Here is a 14,729-nt window from a genome sequence, read left to right on the forward strand (position 1 = left end):
CGTAGTCGTGTGCACTACGGTCACTCTTCGTCCGTACTCGTGTGCGCAACGGTGAGGTCGTGGTTGGACGAGGGGCTGACGGAGGTCGTTGAGCGGGGTGTGCTGACAGCATCGGGAGAGGCATGGGCGGTCGCGGTGCGGCGGGCCGAGGTGATCGGACCGTTGGCGCTGCGGGCGCGGGTCGGTGTGGACGCGGCGGATGCCGCCGCCGCTCAGCTGGGTATTTCTCGGCGGCAGGTGTATGCGCTGCTGCGCCGGTGGCGACAGGGCGAGGGCGTGGTTACGGACCTGCTGCCCGGGACCTCCAGCGGCGGGCGCGGCTGGAGCCGGTTGCCGGATGAGGTGGAGGCACTGCTGGCCGAGGTCGTCGGGTTGCGCTATCTGAGCAGGCAGCGCCGGTCGGTGGCGGCGGTCTACCGCGAGGTGGTGCGGCAGTGCCGCATGCGGGGGCTGGCTGTCCCGGCCCGGAACACGCTTGTACGGCGGATTGAAGGGCTGGACCCGGCGGCGGTCGTCTCGGCGCGGGAGGGCGCGGACCGGGTTCGTGCACTGCGGTCGGCGGGCGGGCAGCCGCCGGTGATCGAGGGCCTGCTGGAACAGGTGCAGATGGATCACACGGTGGTCGATCTGGAGGTGGTGGACGATCGGTTCCGCCGGCCGATCGGACGGCCCTATGTCACCGCAGCGATCGACGTCGCGTCGCGGTGCGTGGTCGGGCTGGTCGTCACGCTGGAGCCGCCCTCGGCGTTGTCGGTGGGGCTGTGCCTGGTGCACACGGCGACCGACAAGCGGGCCTGGTTGGAACGCCTCGGGGTGCAGGCGGTCTGGCCGATGAGCGGCAAGCCGCGCATGATCCACGTGGACAACGCGGCGGAGTTCAAGAGCGAGGCGTTGCGGCGGGGCTGTGACCAGCACGGGATCGCGCTGGAGTACCGGCCCTTGGGGCTGCCGCACTTCGGCGGGATCATCGAGCGGTTGATCGGCACGATGATGGAGATGGTACATGAGCTGCCCGGCACTACCTTCTCCAACCCGGCCGAGCGCGGCGATTACGACAGCCAGGCGTCCGCGGTGCTGACCGTCGCCGAGTTGAACAAGTGGCTGGCCTTGGCGGTGGCGTCCTACCACGGGCAGGTGCACGGCACGTTGAAGCAGACCCCGGCCGGGCGGTGGGAGCAGGGCGTCGCCGAGTCCGGCCGTCCGGCCACGGTGGCCGGCGAGACGGCGTTCCTGGTCGACTTCCTGCCGGTGATTCGCCGCACCCTGACCCGGACCGGGTTCACGATCGACCATGTCCAGTACTTCAGCGACGCGCTCAAACCGTGGATCGCCCGCCGCGACCGGCTGGAGAAGTTTGTGCTGCGCCGCGACCCGCGCGACATCTCCCGGATCTGGGCTCTGGATCCGGATGGGGACGCCTACGTGCAGGTGCCGTACCGAACACTGTCGCGGCCGCCGATCAGTGTGTGGGAGCAGCGCGCCGCGGTCGCCCGGTTGCGTGAGCAGGGCCGCGACCAGGTCGATGAGCACGCGCTGTTCGCGATGGTGGAGCAGATGCGGCAGATCACCGACACCGCGGCCGCCACCACCCGCAAGGCGCGGCGTCAGGTCCAGCGCCGATCGACGACCCGGGACCGCGCGGCATCAGCGCCGACACCACCACCACCGCCGCCCTGCCAGGAGGACCGGGCGGCCGGAGCAGCGGCACAGCCGTTCGAGGTGATCGAGCAGTGGTGACCGGAGAGCTGGAGGTCGGCGACCCGGAGGATCTGTCGCACCTGCACGAGGGGGTCCGGAACGTGGCGCGGCTGCCCGCGGCCGAGCGGCTGGCCTACGTGCGGGCGGACCGGTGGATCGGTTACACCCGCGCCACTCGCGCCATCACCCGGCTGGAGGAGCTGCTGGCCTGGCCGGAAAAGCAGCGGATGCCGAACCTGCTGCTGATCGGCCCGACCAACAACGGCAAGTCGATGATCGTGGAGAAGTTCCGCCGCACTCACCCGCCGATCTCGCACCCTGATCGGGAGGAGATCCCGGTCCTGGTCGTCCAGATGCCGTCGGATCCGAGGGTGGCGCGCTTCTACACCGCGCTGCTGACCGCGCTCGGGGCGCCGCTGCGGCCGCGGCAAGCACTGCCGGTGCTGGAGCAGCTGACGCTGCGGCTGTTGCGCGAGACGGGCGTGCGGGCGCTGGTGATCGATGAGCTGCACAATGCGCTGGCCGGACGCGGTGAGGCCCGCCGCGAGTTCCTCAACTTGCTGCGGTTCCTGGGCAACGAGCTGCGCATCCCGCTGGTGGGCGTCGGCACCCGGGAGGCCTACCTGGCCGTCCGCTCCGACGACCAGCTGGAGAACCGGTTTGCTCCCTTCGTGCTGCCGCGCTGGGAGCCCGGCACCGAGGCCGGCGCGCTGCTGGCCAGTTTCGCCGCGGCGTTCCCGCTGCGTCGCCGCTCCCACCTGGCCACCCCGGAGACGGCCGAGTACTTGCTGGCCCGCAGCGAGGGCACCATCGGGGAACTGGCCGCGCTGCTCACCGACGCCGCCGTCGCGGCGATCGAGTCCGGCGAAGAGGCGATCAACCAGCGCACCCTGCTCATGGCGGACTACGCCGGGCCGACCGAACGACGACGCCTGTTCGAACGCGAACTGGCATGAGATCCGGCAGGTCCCGGCGGTGGCCGCTGCACCCGCCGCCCGCTCCGGGGGAGGCCCTGTCATCCTGGCTCGCCCGGCTCGCCGCGCCCTACGACCTATCGGTCCGGGAACTGCTGGACCACAATCTCGGCCCCGCCTCGACGCCAGCCGCGACGGTGGAGCAGGACGCTGTGGACTGGGACCCGCCACCGGAGATCCTGGAGGCCTTGGCCGAGCGGACGGGCACCGAGACGGCCGAACTGCGGCTGATGACCGTCGCCGGGTGGGTGCCCTGGCTGGCCGACACGCTCGACCCCGACCAAGCCCCCGATGCCTTCCACATCTACACCCGCCAGGACTCGGTCCTGTTGCGCCGCGGGGAGGCCGGCACCAACACCGTCGGGCGGTGGCTGCCCTGGCTGCCGGTGGATCGAGAACCCCGCCGAGCGCCTCCCCGCGTGTGCCCGGTGTGCGCGACCGATCCTGCCCGCGGCGTCGCGCTGACGGCCGGGCTGCTGCTCATGCTCAGCTGCCCCGACCACGGGTGCCTGCTGGAACCCGAGGGCTCCGTCCGCATCGGGCTGGTCCTGGGCGAGCCGACGCCCGCCAGGCCAGCCCCCGAGCCCGTGGCCGCCGTCGACCGGCTCACCTGGGAGGGCCTGACCACCGGCACGGTTACCCTGCCCGCCCGGCCCGTTCACCTCGGGGTCTGGCTGCGACTCCTGCGCACCCTCATCGACGAGGTGAGCATCTCCACCTCCCGCCTCCGCGCCGCCTCCGCGCCGCCTCCGCGCGCATCCTGGACCAAATCTGGGAGGCCAGCGGCTGCCCGCCGCGCGGCGGCATCACGCTATGGCGCCCGTACGAACAACTGCGCGATTACCAGCAAGACGCGATGCCCGCCGCCGCCGCCACCGCGCTCCGCCTGGCCCAGACCGGAACGATCACCCCCCGTGGCACGCTCGGGCCGCTCCTGGCCACTCCCGTCCATCGGCCCGTCTACGACGGCGACCCTCCGGTCCCGCCCCCAGCCCCACGCAACGACGTCTGGCGGGAACTGATGGAGGAGATGGAGCGGGCGCTCAACCAGGCCCGGGAGGACCCCGCCGCCGCCCGCCAGCTCCTGGCCATCTTCACCCTGGGGCACCGGACGCAGCGTCGCTACGAGGAGGAACGCGCCTTCCTGTTCGGCCTCGGCGTCCCCGCCGGATTCCTCCCGGCCGCCTCCGCCCTCGGCCTGGACGACCTGGCATGAGGCCCGTTCCACTTCCTTGGAACCGGAACGACTCACCGACTCCGTCATTGGGTACCGCGAAACGGACACTCCGGGATGGCGTTCGTTCCGGAACTCGTTCCACAAGACCTGTTCCAGAAAGACCGTACGGAACCGGATATCGGTACGATCGGATCATGAGCGCCGGAAGCGATCATCCCCAAGGCGGGCTCGAACTCGGGTACGCCCGCGTATCCACCACCAAACAGTCCCTCGACCGCCAACTCGACGCCCTGGCCGCCACCGGGATCGGCGACGAGCGGATCTACGTCGACAAGAAGACCGGCACCACCATCGACCGCGACGGCCTGAGCCGGCTGCTGGCCTACGCCCGCCCCGGCGACACCATCGTCGTGCACACCCTGGACCGGATCGGCCGTAACCTGCGCGAGGTCCTCAACCTCGTCCACGACCTGGCCGAGAAGGGCATCGGCGTGCGGTCGCTGGCCGACCCGCTGCCCATCAACACCGCCGACGAGGGCATGGCCCGCATCGCCTTTCTGCTGCTGGCCCTGTTCGCCGAGATGGAACGCACCTTCACCGCCGAGCGCGCCGCCCACGCCCGCACCGTCGCCGAGGCTTCCGGCCGCCGGATCGGTCGCCCCGTGGCCCACCCCGAAGACAAGATCGAATACGCCCGGCTCCTCAAAGCCCAGGGCGACTCACTCGGCGTGATCGCCACCAAGACCGGCATCCCCAAAACCTCCCTGCACCGCTACCTCACGGCCGCCGAGGCCACCGGATGAGGCCGGGGCAGGAACTGGCGGGTCGGTACCGACTCGTCCGGCGTCTTGGCGGGGGCGGGATGGGCGAGGTGTGGGCGGCTCGTGACCAACGGTTGGACTGCCCGGTCGCGGTCAAGGTGCTACTCGCTGGCGCACCCGACTGCGAAGCTCGCAGCGTGGGTCCGTACCACCCGAGCAACGGTGACCTGGCCGTAGCTCCGCTCCAAACCGGGCACTCTCCATGTCGGCTCGAACTGGCCTCGCCCCCGAGCTGCGTCTACTCGGATAGGGCGTTCCGGCTGCCCGCTGGGCACCCGGCCCGGCCTGCAGGGCGAAGGAGACGGCAGGTGGAACATGCCGACCACATCGAGAGCCAGGACGAGGACCAGGACGTCGTCGACGACACAGCCGAGGGCGCCGAGGACGGGATCGAGGTGGCGTCCGCCGGGTCGTGCCGTTCGTGGCGGTGGCAGGGCTACGTCCGGCCGCGCTGGCGATGTACGTCCAGCTGGCCGCGCATCTCAAGGGGTTCCGGTAGTGATCGAGAAATTTTCGCCGGATATGGTCCTGAGCTGCGGCAGGTGGCGGCGCAGCTCGGCGGCAAGGACGAGGGTCTCCTCGTCCGTGCGACCGGTCATTGCATCCTCGCGAGATCGCCGATGATCTCGGACACGGCGACCGGGTCCAGGTCCCCGGTCCCGTTCAGCCGGATGGCGGCGAGCCGCTGCTCGGGCACCTCCTCCGGATCGTGCGGCGCCAGGCCGGGATGCAGCTCGACCAGTGCGCGGCCGGTGCCGGGCAGCGGGCGCGAGAGCAGGCGCGGGCTTTCGCGCAGCCATCCGCGCCAGGACAGCCCGAAGAGCCACACCGACCGGACCGTGGTGCCCTCGAAGCGGATGAGGCGGCCGGCCTGCCGCTCCTCGTCGGTGAGCGCATAGGTGGGCCGGTCGATCTGGGGGAACGGCTGGGACAGCTCGTAGTCCTCGAACACTTCCCGCCAGAGCTTGACCTCGTCACCGAGGTCAAGCGGGTGCGCGATGCCGATCTCCGCGCTGTCCGCGAGTGTGAGCGCGTCGTCGTTCACGTTGGCGAACGAGCGGTCCTCGGCGATCCGGAACCCGCGGCCGTCTGCCAGCCAGACCAGGCGGCGCGCCACGTTCCAGATCAGGGGGTGGGAGACGAAGTGGTCCTGGAATTCGGCGGCGGTCCAGCGGCGCCGGGTGGCCATGGCCCTCTCCAGCCGCCGGATCTGCTCGGTCGCCGCGCTCCGCGCCTCCTTCTTGACCGCGGTGAAGCGCTGGTGGGCGGCCGGGGCGAGCTCCTGGTCGTCCTTTGCGGACGGTTTCGGGAGCGACTTGAGGCGCTTGCCGTCCCCGTCGAGAACGAAGGGGGTGAGGGTGTGGTCGAACCCGACGGTGAACGAGCGCGGCCCGTAGTCGAGCACCATCGTGCCGTCGGCGTCCAGGCCGAAGTCCGGGACCAGCCGATCGGCGAGACGCTCGGCGTCCAGGCCCAGCCCGTCCGCGATCTCCTGGATCTTGTCCTGGGCGCGCCGCTTGAGGCTCTTGGACGGGGCGTTCCGCGAGATGCCGTGCAGGTGCATCAGGGCGATCTCGGTGCCGATCGTGCCGAGCGCGTCCAGCCCGACGGTGGCCTTGTGGATGCCGCCCGCGGTGGGCCAGGTCCTGATCAGCGGGGTGAGCCGCCGTACCGTCTCGTCTCCGCCGAGCCAGCCGAGCTGCGCCAGCGCCCAGCCGTCCGGGACCGGTGAACCGTGCAGCTCCCAACGTTCGAAGAGCTCCCAGGCGAAGTCCTCCAGCGAGCGCGGATCGCACATCTCCCGGACCGCTTCGACACCCGCGTACACCTCGCCCTGCTTCGATATCGCCAGCATCGTCACCACGTGACCGGCCGCCTCCGCCGGGAGGGCCCGCTCCCTGCCGCGCAAGAGGATCTGCGGCAGCGCGCCCACCGCGGCCCATTCCCCCGGGACGGGGATCTTGGACGGGAGCTTTTCCAGCGGGTCGGCGTTCAGCAGCGCCTCGATCGCGTCGCCCACCTCGTCACCGGCTGCCCGGGCCTCCGCGACGACCGGCCCGATGCCGGTGTCGGACGCGATGACGTGCAGCGCTGCCTCGGCGTTCCGGCGGTCCTTCCCGGCCTTGCCCAGCGCGGGCGCGAACAGGTAGCGGGCGGCCGCCACGCCGTGCCGGCCGAGCCAGGCGACGGCAGGGCGGCGGCCCGCCTTCTTCGCCAGCAGGGCGGCCGCCAACGCCGCGACGTCGGCGCTGAGGCAGGGGCCGAGGAGCTTGCCGCACGCCGCGGGGGCCACCCGGGCGGCGGACAGCGCCAACGGGATCGCGTCCGTGCCGTACCGGCCCAGCACGGACCGCACCCACGGCACGTCCGCCTCGGACCAGTAGTGGTATTCCGGTTCTTTCCAGTCGGCGAGCAGAGGACGGACGACCTCCTCGGGGCCCTGCGGGAAGAGGTCGTCCCAGTGCCGGCCACTGGTCCGGCACTCCTTCACCTTGAGGCCCCAGTCGGTGTCCGCCGGGATCCGCCAGAACTGGTTGCGGACGGGGTTGGAAGCCGCCCAGGCATCGCGTTCGCCGTCGAGCCAGGCCAGCTCCCGCCCCTCCGGCGGCGTCAGGCCGGTGATGACGACGGGCTTGGCCTTCTTGCGCTTCCGTGTCCAGGGCGGGTCGGCCAGCAGCGGCGGAAGCTCGTCCGGCGCCGCGTCCGGAACACGCGGGTCGGCGGCGATGACCTCCTCGACCGCGGCGCGTTCCGCGTCGGGAAGGTCCGGCAGCAGCGCGGCGGTCACCTCCGGATGCGCCCGGACGTGCTCGGCGAGCAGGTCGCTCCGCCCGGCGGCCAGCAGCCGCAGCGCCCGCGCCGGGAACCGCGTCATCGCCTTCGCCAGGACCGTCGGGACCTCGGGGCGGCTCCTGCGATCGAGCAGCGCCTGGAAGGCCACGTCGTACGGCATCAGGCCGATCACTTCGACCAGCTGCTTCTCCTTGCCGTAGACGCGGTCACGGTCGAGGGCGTCGAGGAAGAGCGGCAGGGCGTCCTCACCGGCGGCGTCCGCGAGCGTGACGAACAGGCCCGTCGAGCAGCTCTCCCTGTTGAACACGTCTTCCTGGGCCAGTTGCCCCGGCGTGCTGAACGTATGGCACAGCAGCGTCCAGGCGATCCCCCAGGTGTCGTCGGCGCCGCACTCCTCCAGCCAGTCGAGGCGGGTCGGCACGAGGTAGGAGACGAGCACCTTCCTGGCCGGGTTCGTGCGGTGCTCCGCCAGCCGGTCGACCGCGTCCTGGAACTCCTCGTCGGACGCGGCGGCGAGCAGGATCCGCATGCGCTGGGCCACCTCCAGGTCCCAGTGGATCGCGCCGTCGCGGTCGAGCCTCAGCTTCCAGTCCCGCCCGGCAGCCTCTACCTCGAAGTCGAGGGTGCCCGTCTCGACCAGCGCGCACGCGGCGAACGCCACCCCGTGCGCGTGCACCCAGCCGTCCACGTCGATGTTCCAGACCACCGGCCGCCAGTTCCTCAGATCCTTGCCGCGCCGCTCGCTCGGCGCGACCTCCAGCAACAGCCTGAGCGCCGCGGCCCCCATCGGGTCGGGCTCGCCCTCCAGGTGCCGCCGGACGCGGTCGCACCAGTCCGGGTCCGCCAGGCGGTTCACCAGGCCGGGGTCCTTCCCCAGCTCCTTGGCGATCTTTTCCGGGATCCATGTCGGGGCGGCAGGCAGCGTCTGGATGCGGGTGCCGGGGTGGCCGCCGCGGCGGGGATGGAGCTGGCGGCGCAGGCTGGACGGGAGCAGCAGGACGTCCTCGTCCGCCGCGGTTCGATGATCGGTCATGGGCTCTCACCGTAGTGACACACCCCGACAAACGACCACGCATCCCGATTTGCGTCGTTCGCAAGGGTCTCCAGGTCGGTGAGGATCTCCGAGGCGGTCGCCTCGTCCAGTTCCTCGAAGGTCCGCCCGCGTTCCCGACCGACCGCAAGCCCGTCAGGGAGGCGTGCATGAGCGCGGCTGCGCGTTCTGCGGCTCGCCGTAGCTTCAGGACTCCGGGCCGTGGAGGCCGCCTCCGACGACGACGGTTGGGCCCGCCCGGCGGACGTCGGCAACATCATCACCAAGCAACGCCCCGACTTTTACTCCCGCAATTGCGGCTACCCCAAGCTCATGGATCTGTTCGGCGCCACGTAGGACCGCTACACCCGCCACGGGCCTCACGGGTTGACGGTCAACCGCCAACGTGAAGAGGTCTTCTGACATCTGTGCAGAGGACTTCTGAAAGCGACAGAGACGCGAGATCACGACATGCGGAAACGTCGTCTCAATAGACCGGTCCGCATATCTGTCCGGTGATGGGGGGCTAAACGGTACGCTGCTCGGGTGGGTGAGCTGATCGGCTACGCCAGATGCTCGACCGTCCTGCAAGACCTCACCTCCCAGCGCGAAGCGCTCACCGCGCTCGGCGTGGCAGGCGACCGGATCTATCTCAACAAAGGGCTCACCGGTACCAACCGGGCCCGCCCGGGCCTGGATCAGGCGCTGGCGGCCGTCCGCGTCGGCGACACCCTGGTCGTTCCCAAGCTCGACCGGCTTGCTCGGTCGATGCCCGATGCCCGGCAGATCGGGGACTCCCTGGTCGAGCGCGGCGTGAAGCTGTCGCTGGACGGGACGCTCTACGATCCAGCCGACCCGATGGGCAAGATGTTCTTCAACATCCTGGCCACCTTCGCCGAGTTCGAGGGCGACCTGCTCAGGATGCGGACCCACGAGGGGATGGCTGTCGCCCGCTCCAAGGGCAAGAAGCCCAAGCTGACCACCCGCCAGCAGGCCGAGCTGGTCCGGATGCGCGCCAGCGGCGAGGACTCCATCGCCGACCTGATGGAGATGTTCTCCGTCGGCAGAGCGACGGTCTACCGGGTCCTCGAACGCGCCGGCCACGGTCGTGCGAGCGGGGCAGCATGAGGCGCCGCGATGCCAGGCTCGATCGGGACGTGGCCGCGCTCTTGGCGGCCAGGGCGTTCGCCGAGATCCGTTACCTGGCCGGGGATGTCCGGCGGATGTCGGAGGACAGTTCCCCTGACCAGGATCTGGACCGCATCAGGTTTCTGGCCGATCTGTGCCACAACATGCCGGGGATCGCCCGGCCACGCCCCTGGCGGCCGTCCCGCAAGGGAGCCTCGGGCAGCAGCCTTCAGAAGGCGATGGCGAAACGGCCGATGAGCTGAACCTGGAACACCACCGGCCCGGAAGGGCGCGCATGGATGCTGCGTCATATCGAACAGGACGAGCTCCGCTGGACACCACCGCAACTGCTCCCGACTCCACGCAAGGCCCCTCGTCCCTGACGCTGGCCGGTCAGAGTTCCGGCCGTCTGACCGTCGTTGTTCAAGCCATCCTCACCCTCCACCATCACGCCAGAGGATGGAATCAGCTCAATGGTCACAAACCTCGACTTACCAGGAGCTCCCCAGTTCTCGATCATGCCGCGGGTGTCGCAACCGGCCTGTGATCAGCAAGACCAGGATAAATGCGCTCATTGATCTCGGCGATCGGTGTGCTCGATCAAGCGCTGGACGAGGTCGTCCAGCATTTCTCTTGAAAGCGGTTCTGTCACCGGAACAGGGGCGAAGCGATCCCCTAGACGAGTGCTAAGAGCGTCGTAGAGCTGGTCTGCGATTGCCTCGGCAAGCGGAGTCGGGACAACCTGGAATGTGACGTGTGTGGAGCCTGGTGAGCCAGCGGTGGCGGAATGGATCCATCCAACGGGAAAGTACAGGATGTCGCCGGGCTCCAGCCGTACGGTGCAGGTTGGTTCCCCCAACTCGGCCTCAGTCACGTAGCGGACTGAGGTGTTCGTTGACTCCCATATGCGCCATTCTTTCACACCCTCGAGCTGGATAAGGAAGTTGTCTTCACCATCTGCGTGCGGTGGTATACCCCGCCGGTCGGAACCGGTAAGGAATACGTGCGCCTGGACGTCGCTGCCCAGTTCTTGTCGCAGGGCGTCGCCGAGCTTGATCACGGACGGGAGCCAGGATTCCACATTGGCGAGGATCAGGGTCGCTCCAGCGTCGACCAGCTCCAGCGCTCGCGCGGGGTCGACGATGTCGTTGACGGCCTGGTTACCGTGCACCCTGCTGGTGGTGTACTCGTTTGCGTGGTGCAGCCTGCCCGCAGTGGAGATACTGACCTGGTCAGCCCGCAGGTTCGTGTTGAGGATGTCGGGCACGCGAGCACCAAGAAAGATTTCACATTCCGCTTGTGTGATGATGTGTGCGAGACCGCTCCCTTTCTCCAGTATTTCCGCATAAAATCGTGAGGCAGTCCCCATTCATTGAATGTCGTCACCGAGTCCTCGGCGGCGCCCTGCGTGCTGACGTTCATGCGATGCTCCCATCGATCTCTTCCCGCCTGAACCAGCAGGCGGCAGCGAAGTGCCGCGCAGCCGTTCCCAATGAGTGGCCGAATGTTTCATTGACGGTGGCCAGCGACCGAGTCCACGCCTCCCGGGGTCCACCGGATCGGAGAGCATGGGCGGGTGCGTCAGCCAATCGATTGCGAAGGATGGTCCAGCGTTGCGCGCCGATTTCATAAGCAATTTCGGCTTTGATCCTTAGTTCGCCTTGGTGGTTAAGGTGATCGACAGCAAGGACCATGAGAGAGGGGTCGTCGATGATCTCGCTGATGCCCAGCCCGGTCAGTAGTGTCCGTGCGTCAAGCCCGAGCAGGACAACGCCTACCTCCGTATCCGGCGAAATATCGAGATGGGGCATACTGAATGAGCCGTCGTGAACATCAAGCATTGGTCCCCACGCTCCTAGAGGAGGGGCGGTCCCTTCCGTCCTTAGCGGGCAGGCAGGTGCGTGTGATGGCTTTGAGTACTCTGGCGGTGGCCACGCGGTGCCCGTCGATGTTCCTGGCCGCCGGCCCAAGGGCCATGGCCGCCGCCGCACCGACCACATGGATCCTCGGAGCGTGTGTGTAGGCGAGGGTGGCTTGTTCAATGTCGGGCCAGCCATCGCGTGGCGCGATGATCTCATCGGGTAGCAGACCGGCGCCGACGTTGGCTTGTGTGCCCAGGGCGAGGACGGCGATGTCGGCTTCAATGCTTCGCCCGCCCTCTATGGCCAGCCGGACACCCTCCCCAGTGTCGCCAATGCAAGCGACGTGCGAGTTCCGGTGGACGCGCAGTTGGCCGGCGAACTCGGCCCGGCGGATTCGAGGCTCGAACTCGAACATGATCGACGCACGGCGCTCGCGCCTCATTAGTTCCAATCGCTGGTGCCGGTCTGTATCCAAGAACCGGGCTCGGCCCTCTGCTCGGAAAAACGAGGCATTGACGTCGGCGCACTGGTAGCGCTCGGTCTTCCGCAGGATCCAATCGACCTGTGAACCTTTGTCCAAGAAATTGGCGATGACGTGTGCGGCGCTGAGACCGGCACCGACCACCACTGCGGCCGAAGCGTGTTCGGGGACGGGCTCGTCCCAGTAGAAGACTCTTTTCCAGTCTTTTCCGTTCTCCCGCCACGAGTCCGGTGCCTGAACGCGTCGTTCGCCAGTACACATGACGACCGATCTTGCGCGAATTTCTCCGTTGCTGGTCTTGACGCACACCGAGTCCTCCGACGATTCGAGTTGGGACACATGCGCTTGCCAGGAGCGTGCGTAGACTTGATGAATGGCTGCCACATGACGGCAGAAGCCTTCGAAGACATCCAGTGGCACCACAGAGCGGTGCCCAGCCTGGGCCATGCGAACCTCACGGCGCTCGATATCGGTAAGGTGGGCCCAGTGCAACCGGGCGAAATCGAGCAACTCACAGTCGCGGTGGCCCTCGGCTCCTGGATGATGATCGTATGGTGAGCGCAAGACGCGTTGCTTCAGCCGGTCAACACGCTGGAAGAACTGCCCGCCAATCACCCCGGTTCGTTCCAGCAGGACAACATTGCGCAGGCCCGCATGCCAGCACGCCGAGTAGACGGCCAGACCCGCAAGACCTCCTCCCACGATCACCAGGTCTACGGTAGGGGGAACCGCATCGCGGCGCATAGCGGTGTCCTGGTCGGCGTAGAAGGGGAAAGCGCGGCCGCGGGGAGAGGCCAGCAGTGCTTCATCAGGCATGAACCTGGTCATTGACTCTCCTTCGCCGCGGTGGCAGTGGCGTGTGTCCGCTGTCGCGACACGATGGATCCGTAAGCGGTGACTGCGAGGATGAACGGTGCACCAATGAGGGCCAAGCCGAACAGAGTGGTGGATGCGCTGAAGGCGTCGACAAGGACGCCAATACCGGCCACAGCCAGCACACGCACAGTGGAAGTGATCGCACCTGATGCGGCGGTGAGCCGGCCGATGGCCTCGCCTGGCGTGATGCGCTGTCTGGTCGCCGAGGCGATGATGAAGCACAGGGCGGAGGCGCCGTCGAGGACGGCCACTGCCGCAGCCAGCAACACGATGTGAGTGAAGACTCCCAGTAGGCCCACCCCTACCGCATTGACCGTCAAAGCGATGGCGAGCACCATCCACCATGGTCGTCGTTCGACCAACCGGGCGATGATCAAGCTGCTGGCCAGGCCACCGACTCCCGCGGCGGAGGCGACGAGGCCGATCACCCCGGAGGCAAGGTCCAGGTCATCCTTGGCTCGGACGAAGAAGACCAGCAAGGCACAGGAGGCCAACAACTGCATGTAGACGGAGCCGACCAACAGCGCTAGCTGATCTGTCCTGCTCAGAAGCAGACGGGCTCCCAGCAGCAGCCCGGCCTCGTGCCGCGGGCCGCGCGGTCGAGTGTCGGGCAGCCTCCTCAGCAAAATGGCAGACACCAGGAAGGAGCAGGAATTGAACGCCAGCGCTGGCATAGTCCCGAGCCGCTGCAGGAGCATCCCTCCCACCGCGGGACCGGTCAGAGTCGCTCCTGCGTCCGCGGCCTCCAGCCAGCCGTTCGCTCGAACTAGACGTTCCTTGGCGACGATTTGTGGCAGATAACTCGCGGCCGCGAGGCTGAAGACCGTCTCCGCCATGCCAGCGATCAGCGCCACCATCACCAGAGGAATCCAGCGGGCGCCTCCTACGCTGATTTCCAAGCCGATCACTATGTACGCCAGTCCCTGTATGAGATCGGCGCCGATCATAAGTTTGCGACGCGGCACCCGATCCACCAGCGCTCCCGCATGCAAAGCCGCAAGAACCCGTGGCGCTTGCAGGGTGGCGGCCACCACCCCTGCCTTGGATGCCGATCCGGTAACCGAAATGATCGCCAGCGGAAGCGCAAGGTCGGCTATTCGATCGCCGAAAATGCTGACGGTGCGCGAGGCGATGAACCGGGTGAGCTGTTCCGCCATAGAGAAGAAACCTGACTGCATAGGAAACGGGGCCGTGGGAGTCTGATGCTGCCGCTGGCCCCGATCCAGGTCCGAGAACAGTTGATCACAGCGGTCGGCCAGCCGCTCGGAGCGGCCCACCGGCCGGTCTGTGATCAGCCCACCACCGTCACCGGAATGATCGTCTCGATAACTGGCTTGGGCGGCATACCTGCCACTGCGGCTTGCTCGATCTGCCCCTTGGTCTCTTCGGGGGAACTCTGTGGCCTTGGAGCGAACCTCGCGTGGCTGATGATCGCTCGGCGACGGCGGCACTCGATGGTGAACCACTTCAGGACGGCCTCGCCCGGACGGACCTCGCCGTCGTAGAAGGTGAGGCGTTTGCGATCCGGCGTCATGAACGTGTTGGCGTACTGGCGGGACACCACCATGGCGTCGCTGTCGTCGATGAAGGAGGTATCGTCACCGGCCACCATCTGCCAGGCTAGCCACGGCTCGTCGGTCAGGTTCGACTCGGACTTGACTATCTCCCAGCGCCCCGGTGCGGGAAGCTCGAAGGTAACCGAGATGTCGTGGCTGTTGACGTCGATGGCGCCGGAGATCATGAGCACGCGGCGGCTAAGATCCGCGCCAGCCGCCATCTGGATGTCACGAGCCCGCACACGGTTCGCCACATCCAGTCCGGTAGTGACCTGCATCGTTTCCATGGCGAGCAGCCTCCTGTTCGATTCCGTGACGCACAGTTCACGTCTA

General features: G+C 68.1%; 14 protein-coding genes. 8 read left to right on the top strand and 6 right to left on the bottom strand.

Annotated elements, in window-relative coordinates:
* Nucleotides 1-99 precede the first annotated feature (99 nt).
* The 5 genes from HKK74_RS17365 to HKK74_RS17385 all read left to right on the top strand — a co-directional run bounded on the left by HKK74_RS17365 (nucleotide 100) and on the right by HKK74_RS17385 (nucleotide 4,652).
* Nucleotides 100-1,737, top strand: a complete 1,638-nt coding sequence (locus HKK74_RS17365; protein WP_222722383.1) for a TnsB C-terminal domain-containing protein — start codon at nucleotides 100-102, stop codon at nucleotides 1,735-1,737.
* Nucleotides 1,734-2,654: a TniB family NTP-binding protein gene (locus tag HKK74_RS17370; protein WP_312881569.1), complete on the top strand. Its 921-nt coding sequence runs from the start codon at nucleotides 1,734-1,736 to the stop codon at nucleotides 2,652-2,654. Before HKK74_RS17365 ends, HKK74_RS17370 begins: the two co-directional genes overlap by 4 nt.
* Nucleotides 2,651-3,694 carry a TniQ family protein gene (locus HKK74_RS17375; protein ID WP_187244279.1) on the top strand — a complete coding sequence of 348 codons (1,044 nt, stop codon included), beginning with the start codon at nucleotides 2,651-2,653 and terminating at the stop codon, nucleotides 3,692-3,694. Before HKK74_RS17370 ends, HKK74_RS17375 begins: the two co-directional genes overlap by 4 nt.
* The gene (locus HKK74_RS17380) at nucleotides 3,694-3,888 is read left to right on the top strand and encodes a hypothetical protein (protein WP_187244280.1); all 195 of its coding nucleotides are present in this window, start codon (nucleotides 3,694-3,696) and stop codon (nucleotides 3,886-3,888) included. The genes HKK74_RS17375 and HKK74_RS17380 overlap by 1 nt, the downstream gene beginning before the upstream one ends.
* 155 nt (nucleotides 3,889-4,043) lie before the next feature.
* Entirely contained in the window at nucleotides 4,044-4,652 is a 609-nt protein-coding gene (locus HKK74_RS17385; RefSeq protein WP_187244281.1) for a recombinase family protein, read from the top strand.
* Between the two features lie 613 nt (nucleotides 4,653-5,265).
* Here HKK74_RS17385 and HKK74_RS17390 read toward each other — a convergent pair.
* Complete coding sequence (locus HKK74_RS17390) at nucleotides 5,266-8,496, bottom strand: DUF4132 domain-containing protein (RefSeq protein WP_187244282.1); 3,231 nt, start codon at nucleotides 8,494-8,496, stop codon at nucleotides 5,266-5,268.
* A gap of 219 nt (nucleotides 8,497-8,715) precedes the next feature.
* Between HKK74_RS17390 and HKK74_RS17395 the strand changes: the two genes are divergently transcribed.
* The 3 genes from HKK74_RS17395 (at nucleotide 8,716) to HKK74_RS17405 (ending at nucleotide 9,884) form a co-directional block, all read left to right on the top strand.
* On the top strand, nucleotides 8,716-8,850 hold the full coding sequence (locus HKK74_RS17395; RefSeq protein ID WP_312881570.1) for an OST-HTH/LOTUS domain-containing protein: 135 nt from the start codon (nucleotides 8,716-8,718) through the stop codon (nucleotides 8,848-8,850).
* A gap of 189 nt (nucleotides 8,851-9,039) precedes the next feature.
* The gene (locus tag HKK74_RS17400) at nucleotides 9,040-9,621 is read left to right on the top strand and encodes a recombinase family protein (RefSeq protein ID WP_187244283.1); all 582 of its coding nucleotides are present in this window, start codon (nucleotides 9,040-9,042) and stop codon (nucleotides 9,619-9,621) included.
* Entirely contained in the window at nucleotides 9,618-9,884 is a 267-nt protein-coding gene (locus HKK74_RS17405; RefSeq protein ID WP_187244284.1) for a hypothetical protein, read from the top strand. Before HKK74_RS17400 ends, HKK74_RS17405 begins: the two co-directional genes overlap by 4 nt.
* A gap of 308 nt (nucleotides 9,885-10,192) precedes the next feature.
* On the opposite strand, the gene HKK74_RS17410 is transcribed toward HKK74_RS17405, so the two are convergent.
* The 5 genes from HKK74_RS17410 to HKK74_RS17430 all read right to left on the bottom strand — a co-directional run bounded on the left by HKK74_RS17410 (nucleotide 10,193) and on the right by HKK74_RS17430 (nucleotide 14,683).
* Entirely contained in the window at nucleotides 10,193-10,990 is a 798-nt protein-coding gene (locus HKK74_RS17410) for a JmjC domain-containing protein (protein ID WP_187244285.1), read from the bottom strand.
* A gap of 49 nt (nucleotides 10,991-11,039) precedes the next feature.
* Nucleotides 11,040-11,462 carry a DUF6187 family protein gene (locus HKK74_RS17415; RefSeq protein WP_187244286.1) on the bottom strand — a complete coding sequence of 141 codons (423 nt, stop codon included), beginning with the start codon at nucleotides 11,460-11,462 and terminating at the stop codon, nucleotides 11,040-11,042.
* Complete coding sequence (locus HKK74_RS17420; RefSeq protein ID WP_187244287.1) at nucleotides 11,455-12,792, bottom strand: NAD(P)-binding domain-containing protein; 1,338 nt, start codon at nucleotides 12,790-12,792, stop codon at nucleotides 11,455-11,457. Before HKK74_RS17420 ends, HKK74_RS17415 begins: the two co-directional genes overlap by 8 nt.
* Nucleotides 12,789-13,997 carry an MFS transporter gene (locus tag HKK74_RS17425; protein WP_187244288.1) on the bottom strand — a complete coding sequence of 403 codons (1,209 nt, stop codon included), beginning with the start codon at nucleotides 13,995-13,997 and terminating at the stop codon, nucleotides 12,789-12,791. The genes HKK74_RS17420 and HKK74_RS17425 overlap by 4 nt, the downstream gene beginning before the upstream one ends.
* Before the next feature lie 134 nt (nucleotides 13,998-14,131).
* The gene (locus HKK74_RS17430; protein ID WP_222722384.1) at nucleotides 14,132-14,683 is read right to left on the bottom strand and encodes a DUF6423 family protein; all 552 of its coding nucleotides are present in this window, start codon (nucleotides 14,681-14,683) and stop codon (nucleotides 14,132-14,134) included.
* Between the last annotated feature and the right edge of the window lie 46 nt (nucleotides 14,684-14,729).

It is taken from the genome of Actinomadura alba, from assembly GCF_014323705.1.
Lineage (GTDB): Bacteria > Actinomycetota > Actinomycetes > Streptosporangiales > Streptosporangiaceae > Actinomadura_C > Actinomadura_C alba.

Excerpts from the sequence above, each read along its gene's own strand:
- HKK74_RS17410 (WP_187244285.1), bottom strand. The coding sequence starts at position 10,990 with ATGGGGACTGCCTCACGATTTTATGCGGAAATACTGGAGAAAGGGAGC.
- HKK74_RS17405 (WP_187244284.1), top strand. The coding sequence starts at position 9,618 with ATGAGGCGCCGCGATGCCAGGCTCGATCGGGACGTGGCCGCGCTCTTG.
- HKK74_RS17415 (WP_187244286.1), bottom strand. The coding sequence starts at position 11,462 with ATGCTTGATGTTCACGACGGCTCATTCAGTATGCCCCATCTCGATATT.
- HKK74_RS17430 (WP_222722384.1), bottom strand. The coding sequence starts at position 14,683 with ATGGAAACGATGCAGGTCACTACCGGACTGGATGTGGCGAACCGTGTG.
- HKK74_RS17385 (WP_187244281.1), top strand. The coding sequence starts at position 4,044 with ATGAGCGCCGGAAGCGATCATCCCCAAGGCGGGCTCGAACTCGGGTAC.
- HKK74_RS17425 (WP_187244288.1), bottom strand. The coding sequence starts at position 13,997 with ATGGCGGAACAGCTCACCCGGTTCATCGCCTCGCGCACCGTCAGCATT.
- HKK74_RS17375 (WP_187244279.1), top strand. The coding sequence starts at position 2,651 with ATGAGATCCGGCAGGTCCCGGCGGTGGCCGCTGCACCCGCCGCCCGCT.
- HKK74_RS17420 (WP_187244287.1), bottom strand. The coding sequence starts at position 12,792 with ATGACCAGGTTCATGCCTGATGAAGCACTGCTGGCCTCTCCCCGCGGC.
- HKK74_RS17390 (WP_187244282.1), bottom strand. The coding sequence starts at position 8,496 with ATGACCGATCATCGAACCGCGGCGGACGAGGACGTCCTGCTGCTCCCG.
- HKK74_RS17380 (WP_187244280.1), top strand. The coding sequence starts at position 3,694 with ATGGAGGAGATGGAGCGGGCGCTCAACCAGGCCCGGGAGGACCCCGCC.